This window comes from Streptomyces sp. NRRL S-495, assembly GCF_000966955.1.
Lineage (GTDB): Bacteria > Actinomycetota > Actinomycetes > Streptomycetales > Streptomycetaceae > Kitasatospora > Kitasatospora purpeofusca.
Window position 1 is genome coordinate 1 of sequence record NZ_JZWY01000615.1, and the last position, 15,686, is coordinate 15,686.

General features: G+C 72.5%; 8 protein-coding genes. 2 read left to right on the top strand and 6 right to left on the bottom strand.

Features of this window, described 5'->3' with window-relative positions:
- The 5 genes from VR45_RS28920 to VR45_RS28940 all read right to left on the bottom strand — a co-directional run.
- A partial coding sequence (locus VR45_RS28920) for a hypothetical protein (RefSeq protein ID WP_045942805.1) occupies nucleotides 1-265 on the bottom strand: 265 nt, incomplete at its 3' end.
- A 144-nt stretch (nucleotides 266-409) separates the two neighbouring features.
- Nucleotides 410-4,687: a bifunctional nitrate reductase/sulfite reductase flavoprotein subunit alpha gene (locus tag VR45_RS28925; protein WP_045942810.1), complete on the bottom strand. Its 4,278-nt coding sequence runs from the start codon at nucleotides 4,685-4,687 to the stop codon at nucleotides 410-412.
- Nucleotides 4,688-5,044: 357 nt separating this feature from the next.
- Entirely contained in the window at nucleotides 5,045-6,031 is a 987-nt protein-coding gene (locus tag VR45_RS28930) for a hypothetical protein (protein ID WP_045942806.1), read from the bottom strand.
- On the bottom strand, nucleotides 6,028-7,326 hold the full coding sequence (locus VR45_RS28935) for an MFS transporter (protein WP_045942807.1): 1,299 nt from the start codon (nucleotides 7,324-7,326) through the stop codon (nucleotides 6,028-6,030). Before VR45_RS28935 ends, VR45_RS28930 begins: the two co-directional genes overlap by 4 nt.
- A gap of 2 nt (nucleotides 7,327-7,328) precedes the next feature.
- The gene (locus VR45_RS28940) at nucleotides 7,329-8,651 is read right to left on the bottom strand and encodes a discoidin domain-containing protein (protein WP_353612726.1); all 1,323 of its coding nucleotides are present in this window, start codon (nucleotides 8,649-8,651) and stop codon (nucleotides 7,329-7,331) included.
- A 726-nt stretch (nucleotides 8,652-9,377) separates the two neighbouring features.
- On the opposite strand from VR45_RS28940, the gene VR45_RS42780 reads away from it, so the two are divergent.
- Nucleotides 9,378-9,869 carry a hypothetical protein gene (locus VR45_RS42780; RefSeq protein ID WP_052709460.1) on the top strand — a complete coding sequence of 164 codons (492 nt, stop codon included), beginning with the start codon at nucleotides 9,378-9,380 and terminating at the stop codon, nucleotides 9,867-9,869.
- Nucleotides 9,870-9,963: 94 nt separating this feature from the next.
- Here VR45_RS42780 and VR45_RS28955 read toward each other — a convergent pair whose 3' ends face one another.
- On the bottom strand, nucleotides 9,964-10,413 hold the full coding sequence (locus VR45_RS28955; RefSeq protein ID WP_234326278.1) for a hypothetical protein: 450 nt from the start codon (nucleotides 10,411-10,413) through the stop codon (nucleotides 9,964-9,966).
- Nucleotides 10,414-10,553: 140 nt separating this feature from the next.
- Between VR45_RS28955 and VR45_RS50700 the strand changes: the two genes are divergently transcribed.
- Nucleotides 10,554-15,686, top strand: a 5,133-nt coding sequence (locus VR45_RS50700; RefSeq protein ID WP_353612727.1) for a glycosyl hydrolase family 18 protein, incomplete at its 3' end; no start/stop codon positions are given.

Genomic DNA, 15,686 nt, shown 5'->3' on the forward strand with positions numbered 1-15,686 from the left:
CCCCGGCGGCGCCCCGCCACGGCGAGCGGCCGACGCCGCGGATCTCGGCGAGCGCGGCGGTCGTCCCGCCCCGCTCCACGAGGTCCCGCAACTCCTGCTGCCCCTCGACCCGGGGCCGACGGTCCGCCGACCCGCCCTCGCCCCCGGCCGCCACGGCCGCCGTCGGGGCGAGCGCGACAACGGTGGCACCCGCCAGGGCGACGGCGGCGAGCCGTGCCCCGAGCCGCCACCACCGCTGCTCGGTTTGAAGCTGAACGACGGTCATCCTGCCCACCCCTTCCGGCCCGGCTCCGGGCCGCCCGGTACCACCGTCGCAGCCACCGCTCCCCCGCGCGTCCTTCTCAGGGGGTCATCGCCCTCCGTCCCAGGGACCGGACCGCCCGGCCGAACGGCGGGGTGCACCAAGGGCTCAGTAGACGTCCCGCACGTAGCGCTTGTCGGCGGCCAGCTGCTTGAGGTGCACGGCGGCCTCCTCCTCGGTGAGGCCGCCGTGGGTGCGGGCGATCTCGCGCAGTGCGCCGTCCACGTCTCTGGCCATCCGGGCCGCGTCGCCGCAGACGTAGAGGTGGGCGCCGTTCTGCAGCCAGTCCCAGAGTCCGAGGCCGTGCTCGCGCATCCGGTCCTGGACGTAGACCTTGTTGCGCTGGTCCCGGGAGAAGGCGAGGTCGAGGCGGTCCAGATGGCCCGAGGCCCGGAAGTCGGCCAGCTCCTCGCGGTAGTAGAAGTCGGTCGACCGCCGCTGCTCGCCGAAGAACAGCCAGTTGGGGCCGGTGTGGCCGCGGGCCCGGCGGTCCTCCAGGAAGCCGACGAAGGGGGCGACGCCGGTGCCGGGGCCGATCATGATCATCGGGGTGGCCGGGTCCGCCGGGGGCCGGAAGTGCGCGGTGGGCCGGACGAACACCGGCACCGGGCCGTCGGTCGCGCGGTCGGCGAGGTAGGTGGAGCAGACGCCCTTGCGGATCCGGCCGGCGCCGTTGGGGTGGCGGACCACCGAGACGGTCACCCGGATCTCGTCCGGGTGGACCAGCGGGCTGGAGGAGATCGAGTACAGCCGGGGCTGGAGGGGCTTCAGGACGGCCGCCCAGTCGGCGGCCCCGGCCCGTACCGCCAGCGCGCCGACCACGTCGACGGCCTGCCGGCCCCAGGTCCACTTGGCCAGCTCCCCGGTGTTGTCCGGCCGCAGCAGCCGCTTGAGGGCGCGGTCGCCGGACCGCTCCCCGGCGAAGCGGAGCAGGTCCGGGGTGATCCGGGCGATCTCCAGGTGGCCGCCCAGGGCCTCGGCGAACGGGAGTTCCCCGGTGCCGGGGACGGTGACGGGGGCGTCCGGGTCCAGGCCGGTGACGGCCAGCCACTCGGCGACCAGCTCGGGGCAGTTCCGGGCCCGGACACCCAGGACGTCGCCGGCCCGGTAGCCGAGGTCGCCTTCCCCGCCGTGGCCGCCGCCCCGGGTGGCGAAGGCGAACTGCCGGACCTCCTTGGCGGAACCGGGCAGGCTGAGCAGCCGGTTTCCGGTCACCCGGGCGCCGAAGGGCAACTCCTTGGAGTACCCGGCCCGGGGCACGGGGACGGCCGCCGGGGCCACCGGCGACGGCGGGGACGGCGGGGACGGCGACGACGGCGACGACGGCGGGGCGGTGGGGGTGCCGCGATCGGCCGGGGCGGCCAGGGCGGCCACCACCTGCTCCAACCACCGGTCGGCCGCGTCCTGGTAGTCGGGCTCGCAGTCCGCGCGCGGGGCGATCCTGGTCGCGCCGAGCTCCCCGAGCCGCCGGTCGAGGCGGCGCCCGTGGCCGCAGAAGTCGCTGTAGCTCGAATCGCCGAGCGCGAGCACGGCGTAGCGCAGTCCCTCGGCGTCCGGCGGTGCGTCGGCGAGCACCGCCTCCCAGAAGCCGGCACCGTTGTCGGGGGCCTCGCCGTCGCCGAAGGTACTGGTGATCAGGAGCACCGGGGTCCCGGCCGCCAGGTTGGCGGGCCCGGCCTGGTCCATGGCGAGCAGCAGCGGTTGCCAGCCCTCGGCGCTCAGGCGCTCGGCGACCGCGGCGGCGATCCGCTCGGCGGTGCCCGTCTGCGAGGCCCACAGGACGGTCACGGTCCGCCCCGGTTCCGGGACGGCCGACGGCCCGGCCGCGTCCTCGGCCGCTTCCGGTGCTCCCGGCGCTCCCGCCGGTCCGAGCGCCCCCGCCGCCCCCGCCGCGAGTCGGGAGTACGCCCCGGCCAGAAGGCCGTTGACCCACCGCGCCCGCTCGGGGTCGACCGGCGCCTGCGCCGGCAGTACCGGCACCCCGGCGGCCCCGGCAGGCGCGGACGGGACGCCGGCCAGGAAGCCCGCCAGGTAGGTGCGTTCGGCGGCCGTCAGCCGCGGGGCCTCGACCGAGTCGACGCCCAGCAGCCCGGCCAGCGCCGCGAGCTGCGCCCCCCGGACCGGCCGCTGTTCCGCCGACGGCACGGGCTCCGCCGACGGCGCGCACTCCACGCCCTCCTCCGGCGGGACCGGCGCCGTGACCGGACGCAGCGCGACCGCGCAGACCTTCAGCTCCGGCTGGAACGAGACCGGGTCGACCGCGTCACTGGTGACCGCGTTGATGCTGAGGTACTCGCCGAACAGGTCGTTCCAGTGGAACGGCGCGAAGCAGTCCCCCGGCCGCACCCGGTCGGTGACCACCGCCGGCAGCACGGCCCGCCCGCGTCTCGACGCCACCTCCAGCCGGTCGCCGTCCACCACCCCGAGCGCCTCCGCGTCCTGCGGGTGGATCTCGACGAACGGGCCCGGGTCGAGCCGGTTGAGCGCGGCGACCCGGCCGGTCTTGGTGAGGGTGTGCCACTGGTGCTGCAGTCGTCCGGTGTTGAGGCAGAACGGGTAGTCCTGGTCCGGCAGTTCGGCGGGCGGCAGGTGCGGCCGGGCGAAGAACACCGCCCGGCCGGACGGGGTCGGGAAGGCCAGCCTCGGCCGGCTTCCGTCCGGCCGCTCCAGCAGCGTCTGACTGACGCCGTCGTTGAGGTAGCGGACGGGGTTGCGCTCCGGCCCGTCCGGATCGGCGGCCGGCCACTGCACGGGGGTGTCCCGCAGCCGGGCGTAGCTCACGCCCCGCAGGTCCCAGCCGGTCTTCGGGTTCCAGGCCCGCTTGAGCTCCTCGAAGACCTCCTCCGCGCTCCCGTAGTCGAAGCCCTCGGCGAAGCCCATCTCGCAGGCCACCCGGGCGATGATGCGCCAGTCCGGCAGCGCCCCGCCGACCGGGTCGGCGGCCGGACGGGCCAGGGTGAGGCCGCGCTCCGAGTTGACCAGCACCCCCTCCGTCTCGGTCCAGAGGGCGGCGGGCAGCACCACGTCGGCGTAGGCGTTGGTCTCGGTGTCGGCGAACACGTCCTGGGTGATGACGAGTTCGGCGGCCTCCAGCCCGGCGATGACGGTCTTCCGGTTGGCGACCGAGGCGACCGGATTGGTGCAGATGATCCAGCACGCCTTGATCTCCCCCTCGGCCATCCGCGAGAACATCTCGACGGTGCCCCGGCCGACCTCGGTGCGCAGCGTGCCGGGCGGCAGACCCCAGAGCTCCTCCGTGAAGGCCCGTTCCGCCGGGTCCAGCACCGACCGCTGCCCGGGCAGGCCGGGCCCCATGTAGCCCATCTCCCGGCCGCCCATGGCGTTGGGCTGGCCGGTGAGGGAGAACGGGCCGCTGCCGGGGCGGCAGATCGCGCCGGTGGCGAGGTGCAGGTTGACCAGGGCGTTGGTGTTCCAGGTGCCGTGGGTGGACTGGTTGAGCCCCATGGTCCAGCAACTGGTCCACTCCGCCGCCGCGCCGATCAGCCGAGCGGCGGCGCGGATGTCCTCCTCGGCGAGTCCGGTGGTCCGGGCGACCTCGGCGGGCGGGTAGTCCGCCAGGAAGCCGGGCATCCGCTCCCAGCCCTCGGTGAACTCCTCGATGAAGGCCGGGTCGGTGTCACCGTTCTCGACCAGCAGGTGCAGCAGTCCGTTGAGCAGCGCCAGGTCCGTACCGGGCCGGATCTGGAGGAAGAGGTCGGCCTTGTCGGCGGTCGCGGTGCGCCGGGGGTCGACGACGATCAGCTTGGCGCCCGCCTTCTTGACCCGGTCCATCATCCGCAGGAACAGGATCGGGTGGCAGTCGGCCATGTTGGAGCCGATCACCAGGAACACGTCCGCCTGGTCGAGGTCCCGGTAGGAGCCGGGCGGCCCGTCCGCGCCCAGCGACAGCTTGTAGCCGCTGCCCGCACTCGCCATGCACAGCCGGGAGTTGGACTCGATCTGGTTGGTGCGGACGAAGCCCTTGGCGAGCTTGTTGACCAGGTACTGGGCCTCCAGCGTCAGCTGGCCCGAGACGTAGAAGGCCAGCGCGTCCGGCCCGTGCTCGTCGAGCACCGCCCGCAGCCGGCGCGCGGTCGCGGAGATGGCAGCGTCCACGTCCTCGGCCACGGGTTCGGCTCCCCGCTCGGCCCGGACCAGCGCGGTGCCCAGCCGCCCGGGCGCGGCGAGCATCTCGGCGGTGGTGGCGCCCTTGGTGCACAGCCGGCCACCGTTGACGGGGTGGTCGCGGTCCCCCGAGGACTTCACCACGGTGCGGCGGCCCGTCGCCCCGTCGACGGCCACGTCGAGCAGCATGCCGCAGCCGACACCGCAGTACGAGCAGACGGTGCGCACACGCTGGACGGGCTTCGGGTCCGGTACCGTCACCACGGCTCCCTCTCAGGTAGCGATCTCCGGCCTCGGTCCTGCCGGTCCGTGCCGTCCGACGGTGAGGAGGCCCACCACCGGCACCGTAGGAAGACGGCGTTAACACGAGATCACGAACCCGGACGCCGTGCGTAAACCCCGCCGCACGGCCGGCACCCACCCCGGTGAGCCCGGGCCGCCCGGCCTGCCGAACCTGCCGGACGCGCCCGGTCCCGCGGACCCGCCCGACCGGCCGACCGGCCGACCGCCTTCGCACAGTGGCACGGCGGGCGGCCCGTTGCCAAGACGCCGCCGCGCCCGGACCCGCCGGGGGCGGGGACGGGCGCGGGGACGGGCGGGAGATGGCTCGAAGGTCGGTCAGTGCGACACCGGTGACGTGGGCGGCACGATGACCGGGGAGGAGGCGCCGGGGAGGACGAGGCTCGGCGTCCCGCTGCCGTCGGCGGGGGTGGACCAGACGTCGGTGGCCTTGCTCCCCCCGTGGGCCGGGAGGGCGTAGGCGAGGGTGCTGTCGTCGAGCCACGCGGCCTGGTCGTCGACGCTCCGGGTCTCGGCGAGCGGGTGCTCGTGGAGGTCGGCCAGGTCGAGGACGTAGAGGCGCCAGGGGGCGACGGGGTCGGCGGAGACCTTCTTCTTGAAGGCGATCCGGGTCCCGTCCGGCGAGAGCGAGGGGCACTCGACGTTCTCCCGCAGGGTGCGGGCCGACCAGGCCTTGAGGTCGCCCTCGACCAGGTGGGTGCGGCCGCCCGTCGACACGGTGGCGTAGAAGCGGTTGTCGTCGGCCGCGAAGTTGACACCCCAGTAGTTGATGTCGGCGGCGTGGTAGCGGGTGTCCCCGATCGTCAGCGGGATCTCCTCCACGGACTTGATCAGATAGCCGGTGCGCAGGTCGAGGACCGAGGTCCGGGTCGAGAACCGGCCGGCGGCATAGGAGTCGCCGACGGCGAAGGTGGTCCAGGACAGCACCTGGCCGGAGGGCGACACCCGGGCCCGGTTGGGGATGCCGGGGACGGTCACCTTCCGGAGCTCGGTGAACCGCCGGTCGTAGACCACCGCCTCGGTGCGGGCCGGGGTGCCGGGCAGGGCGCGCAGGCACAGGGCCCGCTCGCCCGCGGCGTAGAACCGGGCGCAGGACGGGCCGTTTGCCACGCCGCCCGGGCTGCGGGCGACCCGGCCACTGGCGGTGTCGCGGTAGTAGAGGCCGGGCTCCTCCAGGGTGAACGAGGCTTCCGCCGCGACGAGTTGCGGCCCACCGCCGCGTTGCCGGGCGTGCAGCACATAACCGAGGGAGCCCCCGAGGAGGACGAGGACGGCGAGGATCAGCACGGTCGAGCGGGACTTCATCGGGCCTTCCTTCCCGGGAGGATCCGCCAGGCGGCGGTGAGGGCGGCGGCCAGGGCGAGGGCGGCCGCGGCCAGGGCCGGGCGCGGGCCCCACCACGTCCAGGCCGCGCCGAAGCCGGCGGCACCGACCAGGCGGGCCAGGGCCTGGCCGGTCTGCAGCACGGCGAGCCCGCTCGCCCGGCCGTGGGCCGGGAGCGCGGGCGCGGCCAGGGCCATCAGCACGCCGTCGGTGGCGGCGTAGAAGACGCCGAGGAGGACCAGGACGAGCACCGCGACCGCCGGTCCGGCCGGGGCCAGCAGGGTGAGGTAGGCGGCGAGCAGGGCACCGTGGCCGAGGAGGAACGGGATCCGCCGTCCGCTCCGGTCCGCGAGCCGCCCGGCGGGGACGGCGAGCAGCAGGTAGCAGGCCGCCGAGCCGAGCGGCAGCAGGGGGAAGAGCGCGGCCGGGAGGTCGAGGCCGCGCTGGAGCAGCAGGTAGAGGAAGGAGTCGCCGATGGTGGCGGCGCCGAGGAGGGCCGCGGCCACGACCACCCGCCGGAAGGCGGGGTCGGCGAGTACCCGGGGCGCGGTCCTGGCCGGCTTGGCCGGTTTGGCGGCCCGGACGAGCTTCGGGACCAGGACGGGCTTCGGGGCCGGGACCGGCCTGGCGAGGGTGGTGGGCGCCGCCGGGTCGGCGGGGACGAACAGCCTCAGCACCACCACGCCGAGCAGGCCGGTGGCGAAGCTGACGACGAACACCGCGTCGTAGGCGTCCGCCGTCGCCCACAGGACGAGGAACGCGACCAGCGGACCGAGCAGCGCCCCGGTGGTGTCCATCGCCCGGTGCACGCCGAACGCCCGGCCGAGCGCCTCCGGCGGCGCGCTGAGCGTGATCATCGCGTCCCGGGGAGCGGTGCGCACGCCCTTGCCGAGCCGGTCGGCGGCCATCGCGGCGGCGATCCCGCCGGCCGCCCCGCCCGCCAGCAGCAGGCCGAGCCGGGAGAGGGCCGAGAGCAGGTAGCCGGCCCCGGCGACGGTCCGGTGGCGGCCGCCGCCGCGGTCGGCGAGCCGCCCGCCGAGGAGCCGGACCAGCGCCGTGGCGCCGTTGAACAGCCCGTCGAAGAAGCCGAACTGGAGGGGTGACAGGCCGAGGCCCAGCACCAGGTAGAGCGGCAGCACGGCGGTGACCATCTCCGAGGAGATGTCGGTGACCAGGCTGACCGCGCCGAGCGCGACGACCGTACCGGGGACGCGCCGCCCCACCCCGACGGGGCGGGGCGGCGCGTCCGAACGGCGGCCGGTGGTGGCCAGGTACATCATCAGTGGCAGCTGTAGGTCGGGCTGGTGTCCTTGGCCTTGCCGTCCGTGCCGACGTAGCTCCAGCCGTACCCGGAGTCGGTGAAGTCGAGCTTCAGCACGCCGTACTCGCCGCTGATCCGCTTCTGGCTGTTCGGCTGGATCTGCTCGATCGGGTAGGGCTCGGCGCCGCCCATCCCGCCGACGATCTCGACGATCCCGTCCGCGGTGGCCTTGCCGTCCGGGTCCTGCGGGGCGAACCGCTCGTAGTGGTGGTCGTGCCCGTTGAGCACCAGGTCGGCCTTGGCGTCGTAGAGGATCCGCCACACCGGCCGGGAGACCGGGTCGTTGCCGTGCCCGCCCGAGGAGTACAGCGGGTGGTGCCAGTAGGCGGCGACGCACTTCTTGCCGTTCGCCGCGAGGTCGGCCTTCAGCCAGTCGATCTGGGCGCTCTGGTCGAAGGCGTTGGAGTCGAGGGCGACGAAGTGCCAGTTGCCCTCGTCGAAGCTGTACCAGCTCTTGCCCTGCGGATAGGCGATGCTGCCGAAGTAGGACTTGTACCCGGAGAGCGAACCGGCCGGGTCGTAGGTCTCGTGGTTGCCGGGGACGGGGTGGGTCTTCGCCTTGAACGCGCCCCAGGTCTTGTCGTAGTAGGCCTTGAAGTCCGCCAACCGGGCGTCGTCGTACTGGTTGTCACCCATCGTCAGATAGAACTTCGGGTCGATCCGCTGGGCGAGGGCCGCGGTCTTCGGGTGCGCGCAGGCACTGTCCGAGGCGGTGCACTGCGCGGCGATGTCGCCCGCCGCGACCACGGTGAAGGCCCCGCCCGGCGTGGTCCCGGTCGGGGACGGTCCGGTGGGCGTGGGCGAGGGTGTCGTGTCCGCGGTCCCGTAGACCTCCATCTCGAACAGCGAGTACCCGTAGGACGTGCCGCGCGCCGTCCCGTACATCCGGACGTAGCGGCCCTTCCCGGTCAGGCCGGTCCACTCGTCCGTCCCGCCGTTGCCCGCCTTCTCCTCGGCGACCGAGGTCCAGGTCGCCCCGTCCGCGGACACCTCCAGGCGGTACGCCTTCGCGTACGCGGCCTCCCAGACCAGCTTGATCCGCGAGACGGCGGCGTTCGCCCCGAGGTCGACCCGCAGCCACTGCGGGTCCTTCCCCTCCGTGCTCGCCCACCGCGTACCGGTGTTCCCGTCGAACGCCTTGCCCGCCGCGTACGACGAGCCCTCCGTGGACGAGGCCGTGGCGGCCTTGCCCCGCGAGAGCAGCGGATCGGCCGCCGCTCCCGCCCGCCCGGACCAGCCGAGCAACAGTCCGCCCACCAGCACGAGCACGGCGGCGAACACTCCGATGTGTACAGGCCTCACTGAGACTTCGGGACGCATCCCTGGACTCCCTGACCTCGAACGACGGCGAGAGCTGGACTCCGGCCGGCGCGCACGCGAGCCCGCCGGCCGAGCGGTGGCCCGCACCACCGCGGCGGCCGGGTCAGAGCTCTCGCTGAGCACGTCACGCCCCGACGGTGCGGGCGCCGCGCCAAGCCGCCGACGGGGAGCCTAGTGGTAAGTAAAGTTTCCTGACAATACCCGGACCGCGCCGAACTCCCCTGCGAACAAACGGCCGTACCTCGACCGACCGGCGGGGCGCTGGAGCAGGCAGCCGCCGAGCATGCTGCTTCCCGGGTCGTAGACCCCTTGTTCTACGGCGGACGTGGGGCGGCTTTCGTACGGTCGTCCGCACCGATGACCCGGCCGGGAGGCGGTGTCGCGCTCTCGGAATGCCAGTGGGCGGAACGGGGGTGTTCATCTCGGTCCAGTGGATCGTGGACACCAGGTACTCCTCGTGGTCGAACGTGCAGGGGCACGAAGAGACTTCGACGAGGAGCAGGGCAAACGGCCCGTGCTGCAGCACGGGTGCGTGTGTGGGGCAGGTGGACGGGCCGACGATGAACTCGATCGACCGCCGCTCCCGTTGCTACCGGTGAGGGTCCGTCGGGCGGCCGCCCGGCGGGTCGCCGCCCGGGCACCACCGGGCGGTCGACGAGGCCCCGCCCAGAGCGACCAGGAGCAGACATGAACAAGATCAAGGCCGCCGTCGCGGCCCTCGCCGCCCTCGCCGGAATCGGTCTGAGCGCGGCTCCCGCCTCGGCGGGTGACATCAACATCCCCGCGCGCTGCAGCGACAAGCAGTTCGGCGGCAGCTTCCTGTGCGGCGGTGACTTCCGTGACGGCGTGACCTACTTCGGCTTCCAGGACGGAAACAGCGAGATCTTCGTGATCGGCACCGACAACGCCGTGTGGACGCGCTGGACGAGCGGCAGCTCCCACAAGCTGAGCAGTTGGACCTCCCTGGGCGGCTACTTCACGAGCAAGGTCGTGATCACCCGCCAGACCCTCGGCGGCGCCTTCACCATCACCTCGCGCGGCAGCGACTACAACCACATGTGGTCCCGGGACCGCAGCCAGAACGGGAACTGGAACAACTGGTACGTCGACGGGCCGCCGATAGCCGGCGGCGGGAAGGTCGTACCCGGGTCCCAGGAGCCCGCGGCGACCGCTCTCTGACCGCTCCCCCGACTGCTCCCGGCCTCCTCCCCGTGCCCCGGTCGGCAGACCGCGGCACTCGGGCGGACGACTGTCGCCCGGGGGAGCCGGACGGTCATTCGTCGTCGAGCCGCCGGAGAACCTGCGCGAAGTCGCCGTCGTCGAGGAGGCCGGCCAGCACCTGCGTCATGTTGTCGATGCCGGGATCCCGGACGACGAGGCCGTCGGAGCACGAGAAGCAGCGGCCGCCCTGCGCCTCACCGGTTCGGGACCATCTCTGCATGATGCGTTCGACCTCGGCAAGCGCGAACACGGTCGCGCTCCAGCGAGAGCCGTCCGCTGTCAGCCGGACCTCGACATCGACGTTGCACACCACGTCCAGGTCCTCACAAGAGACCACGCTCGACAGCAGGCTGACCACAGCCAAGGCGGGACCATTCCCGGACGCTTCAGCGGCGGCGAGCCGCCGCACCCCGTCCTCGAAGAGCCGTCCCGCCACGGCGGTCATCGCCTCGGTCGCGCAGCCGCGCCGCTGCACGTCCGCCGAGAGACGAACGATGCACAACCGGCTGACGGAACGGACGTTGACAGGCTGTCTACCGGGGCCTCCTACGATCCGGGCGCGGGGGATTCCAGGGAGAGACGGAGCACACGGACATGCGAAGGCGGAACGGGCGGCAGCGCCGCCCAGGTAGGTATCGGACCTTGGGTCAGTTGCTGGGACTGGCCCTGATCGCGGGACTGTTGCAGGCGCTGCTCCTGCCGCCCGGCCAGGCCGCGGCGGTCGTCCCGGAGCGGGGGATCGGGGAACGTGCGATCACGTTCAACGCCCAGGGCGGCAACAAGTGGAGCTTTATCCAGGGGAGCCTCATGGCGGCGGCCGATGTGGTGGCGCTCCAGGAGGTCAACACGGTGCCGGACACGTTCGAGCCGGCGGACGAGATCCAGAACAACTTCAACAATCCACTGCAGAACGCCCGCGGCGAAGGGATCATGAAATACCGGATCCGCGCCAAGGACTGGGGCAAGAAGGGGGCCAGCGGTCCGGAGGGGCGGCTGTACCATCTGGACATCCTCGACAAGAGGATGTGGGGCGGCGCGGATCCTGCTGACGACCAGGAAATCGACCCGGACACGCAGAAGAACGCGCAGAAGTCCATGGCCATCTGGTTGCGGGCCCCGCTCGCGAACCCGAACACCGACATCAGGGTCATCTTCCCGGAGGCGGACAACCTGAAGTGGATCAGGTCACGGCCGGCCTTCGGGGTCCGCGTCAACGGGGTGTGGTATTTCGACATCCATTCCGCGGCGATCCGCACGAATTTCAGTCCGAATCCGCACTCCCGGGAACTGGTCAACGCCATCGAGGCCGCGGTCGGCGACCAGCCGTGGCGCGCTCTCGGCGACTTCAACACCGACGCGCAGACCTTCAGGTTCTTCAACAAGTACTACGCCGCGAACAATGGTGAACCTTGGGGCACTCCGGTGGGGACCCAGAACGGCGGCATGGGACTGGACTTCATGGTGACCAACCATCCGATCACCCGCATGACCGTCACCAGGAATTCCGCGAACGACGGCTCGGACCACTACCCCGTGGGCTTCGCCGTGACCGCCCTGGGGGGCTGCAATCCCCAGACGAAGTGGGGCGACAGGACCGCCTACGCCGGCGCCCAGCCCGCCCCCCGCGTCGCCTTGGCCGACGAGGGCGGCGACGCCTGCACGTCGAAACCGGCAGCCGTCGTCTCCCTGGGTGACAGCTACATCTCCGGTGAGGGCGGCCGGTGGGCGGGCAACGCGCTGACGGCACCGGAAGGGGACGTCTGGGGGACCGACCGGCGGTCGCGGTGCCAGGCGGGGCAGGACTGCGTGTACGACGCGACGTCCTACGACTTCAACGGAAACCGGTGCGACCGCTCGGACGTGGCGCCGATCAAGGGAGCGGAGTTCGAGGACGTGCCGCCGGAGCGACGCTTCAACCTCGCCTGCTCCGGGGCGACGACCAAGAACATCCTCTCCGACGGGTTCAAGGGGGAGAAGCCACAGGTCGAGCAACTGGCCGACCTCGCCGCCGTCTACGACATCCGCATGGTCGTGGTGTCCATCGGCGGCAACGACCTGGACTTCAGCGGCATCGTCGCGAACTGCGGGGTGGCCTACTTCGTCGCCGACAGCACCCTGAAACAGCCCTGCTCCCGGGCCAAGGAGGGGGAGTTCGCGGGCAGGCTCAACACCGTACGGGCCGAGGTCGTCAAGGCGCTGACCGCGGTCCGAGCCACGATGGTCCGGGCCCGACAGTCGAACTACGAGCTGGTGCTCCAGTCCTACCCGAACGTGCTTCCCGGCAAGGACGCACTGCGGTACGGCGAGGGCCAGACCTCGGAGGGCGGGACGGTCGACCGGAGCCGCTATGCGACGGGCGGGTGCCCGTTCCTCAAGGCCGACGCGGACTGGGCCCACACCTCCGTCGTGCCCCGGATCAGCGGGATGCTGCGCCAGGCGGCCGGGACGGCCGGGGCACGCTTCCTGGACGTGCAGAACGCCTTCGCCGGACACGAGCTGTGCGCCGACACCGCGCAGCAGGCGACGAACGCGAACAGCAACGGCGCCCCACTGCCGGCGGACAAGGCCGAGTGGGTGCGCTGGGTCCCCTACCTCCCGGGCTGGGAGAAGTGGGCGACCATGCGGCAGGGCGACGCCCAGGAGGCCATCCACCCCAACGCGTTCGGCCAGCAGGCGCTGTCGCGGTGCCTGACCGAGTTCGGGAGGGCGGCGTCGGGCTCCAAGGAGTACATCTTCACCTGCGCCGGTTCGGGTGACGGCATGGCCGTCACTCCCGATGCCTCCGCGCGGCGTGAAGGCATCGTTCTCCTGCGCAACGCCCGCACCAACGAGGTGCTGGACGACGAGGGGAAGGCCCCCGACAGCTATCTCCTCACCAGCCCCTACCTCGGGCGTCCCGGCCAGCGGTGGCTGCTCCACAACGTGGGCTCGAAGATCTCGTTGCAGTCGCAGCGCAACGGCGGCTTCCTGGACCGGGGCAGCGCCAGCATCTGGACGTACCTGGCCGGCGCCGAAGCGGGCTGGACCGTCGTCCCGACCGGGGACGGCGACAAGGTCAGGCTCACCATCGGCGACTCCGCCAAGTGCCTGACGCAGGACCCGGGACGGGAGACCTCGGGCGGGAAGTGGGTCAGCGTCTTCGGGTGCTCCGAGGACCGCATGAAGGACATGCAGACTTGGTACATCGAGTACCCCGACGACATCGTCCTCACCCCCGCCGACGGGGACACCGCCGCCACCAACCCGCGCGAGGGCCAGCAGATGGAGCTGCGTTCGGGCACCGGCATGGCCGTGGACCTCAGCGGCGGTGACACCTCGCCCGGGACCAGTGTCCGGGCGTCGGCGCCCGACAGCGGTCCGGCCCAGCGCTGGGTGACGCGCGCGCTCGGCGGCGGCAACTGGCGCCTCGCGGCCGCGACGGCCCCGGGTATGGTCGTCGACCACAACCCGGGACCGCACACGACCCATCTCGTCGGGGCCGAGGAGGGCAACACCAATCAGGTGTGGCAGGCGAAGGGCGCCGGCGCCGGCTGGTACCAGCTGGTGAGTGGCACCGACGGCGGCTGTCTGACCGCCGGGGCCGAGGGCGAGGCGCTCGCCGTGGCCGCCTGCGACGCCGACAACAAGGCACAGCGGTGGATGTTCCTGGACGCCGGGACCGGTTCCGAGACCGGCACCATCCGCGGCCTGGGCGACAAGTGCGTGGAGCCGCGCGGCGGCAGCCGGGACGACCGGACCCCGGTCCGGCTGGCGGACTGCGCCGGCTCCGACGGGCAGGTGTGGACGGTGGCGGCCGACGGCTCGCTGCAGGCGCTGTCCAAGTGCCTGGACGTCGACGGCGGGCGCAGTGCCAACGGCACGCCCGTGCAGCTCTACGAGTGCAACGACTCGCCCGCCCAGAAGTGGATCCACACCGCGCGCCAGGAGCTGAAGAACCCGAACACGGGCAAGTGCCTGACCGTTCCCGGCTCCGACACCACCCGGCAGCTGGAGATCTCGGACTGCGCCGGCAGCCCCGCCCAGAAGTGGCGGCTGTCCGCCCGCCCGGTGGGCCAGCCCGGCGGCGGAGACGCGGGCGACCCGTTCGACGCCGCCCCGGACACCCGCGGCACCAAGCCGGCCACGACGGGCGACTGCCGCCCCGAGGGCATGACCCCCACCGCGGGCACGGCGGCGCGCTACTGCGACGTGTACGACAACGCGGGCCGCGAGTGGGTCGGCAACGACCGCACCCGGCGGGTGGTGGGCTACTTCACCGGCTGGCGCGCGGGCGAGAAGGGCGACCCGAAGTACCTGGCGTCGAACATCCCCTGGTCGAAGGTCACCCACGTCAACTACGCGTTCGCCGACGTGAAGGACAACCGGATCAGCATCGGCGACCCGAACGACCCGGCCAACCCGGCGACCGGTACGACCTGGCCGGGCGAGAAGAACGCCATGGACGGCTCGCTGCCGTACAAGGGGCACTTCAACCTGCTGAACGCCTACAAGAAGCAGCACCCGGCGGTGAAGACGCTGATCTCGGTCGGCGGCTGGGCGGGCACGCGCAACTTCTACGCGATGACCACCAACGCCGACGGCTCGGTCAACCAGGCCGGCATCGACACCTTCGCGGACTCCGTCACCGCCTTCCTGGACCAGTACGGGTTCAACGGTGTCGACATCGACTACGAGTACCCGACCGCGCTCCCCAACACCGGCAACCCGCTGGACTGGGACGTCTCCAACCCGCGCCGCAAGGGCCTCCAGCAGTCCTACAACGCGCTGATGAAGACCCTGCGCGAGAAGCTGGACCGGGCCGGCGCGGGCAAGGGCCGCTACTACCTGCTGACCTCGGCCGGGTCGTCCTCCGGCTACCTCGTGCGCGGGCTGGACGCCGGGCAGGCGCTCCAGTACCAGGACTTCGTCAACGTCATGACCTACGACCTGCACGGCTCCTGGAACAAGTTCGTCGGCCCGCAGGCCCCGCTGTACGACGACGGGCGGGACAACGAGCTGGCCGACGCCGGGATCTACAACGACCAGGCGCCCAACACCAAGGACTTCCAGAAGGAGGGCTACTTCAACACCGACTGGGCCTACCACTACTACCGCGGCGCCCTGCCGGCCGGCCGGATCAACCTCGGCATCCCGTACTACTCGCGCGGCTGGCGCGACGTCCAGGGCGGCACCGACGGGCTGTGGGGCACGGCCACGATGCCGGACCAGGCGCAGTGCCCGCTGGGCACCGGCGGCCGTGGGCCCGCCAACGCGCAGTCCTGCGGGTTGGGCGCGGTCGGGATCGACAACATCTGGCACGACCTGGAGAACGAGCGGGAGGTCGGTGCCGGGTCCAACCCGCTGTGGCACACCAAGAACCTCCAGGACGGCCGCACCCCCGGCTACCTGCGCTCCTACGGCGTCGACACCAACCTGCCGTCCGGGCAGCTGACCGGCACCTACGCGCCGAAGTACTCCGACGCGCTGCAGGCGCCCTGGCTGTGGAACGACGCCAAGAAGGTGTTCCTGTCCACCGAGAACGAGAAGTCGCTCGACGCCAAGGCGAAGTACATCGTCGACAAGGGCATCGGCGGCGCGATGATCTGGGAACTGGCCGGTGACTACGCCCAGCGCCCGGGCGGCGAATGGGGCATGGGCTACGACCTGACCACCCGCCTCGACAACGCCTTCAAGGGTGCCGGCGCCGCCGGCAGCACCAAGGCGGGCGGGCGGGCCCAGCCGGCCGAGGTGATCGACGTGAAGGCCGAACTGGTGGAATTCCCCACCGGGAAGGAC

Coding starts and splice junctions, on each gene's coding strand:
- VR45_RS28930 (WP_045942806.1), bottom strand. CDS start 6,031: ATGAAGTCCCGCTCGACCGTGCTGATCCTCGCCGTCCTCGTCCTCCTC.
- VR45_RS28935 (WP_045942807.1), bottom strand. CDS start 7,326: ATGTACCTGGCCACCACCGGCCGCCGTTCGGACGCGCCGCCCCGCCCC.
- VR45_RS42780 (WP_052709460.1), top strand. CDS start 9,378: ATGAACAAGATCAAGGCCGCCGTCGCGGCCCTCGCCGCCCTCGCCGGA.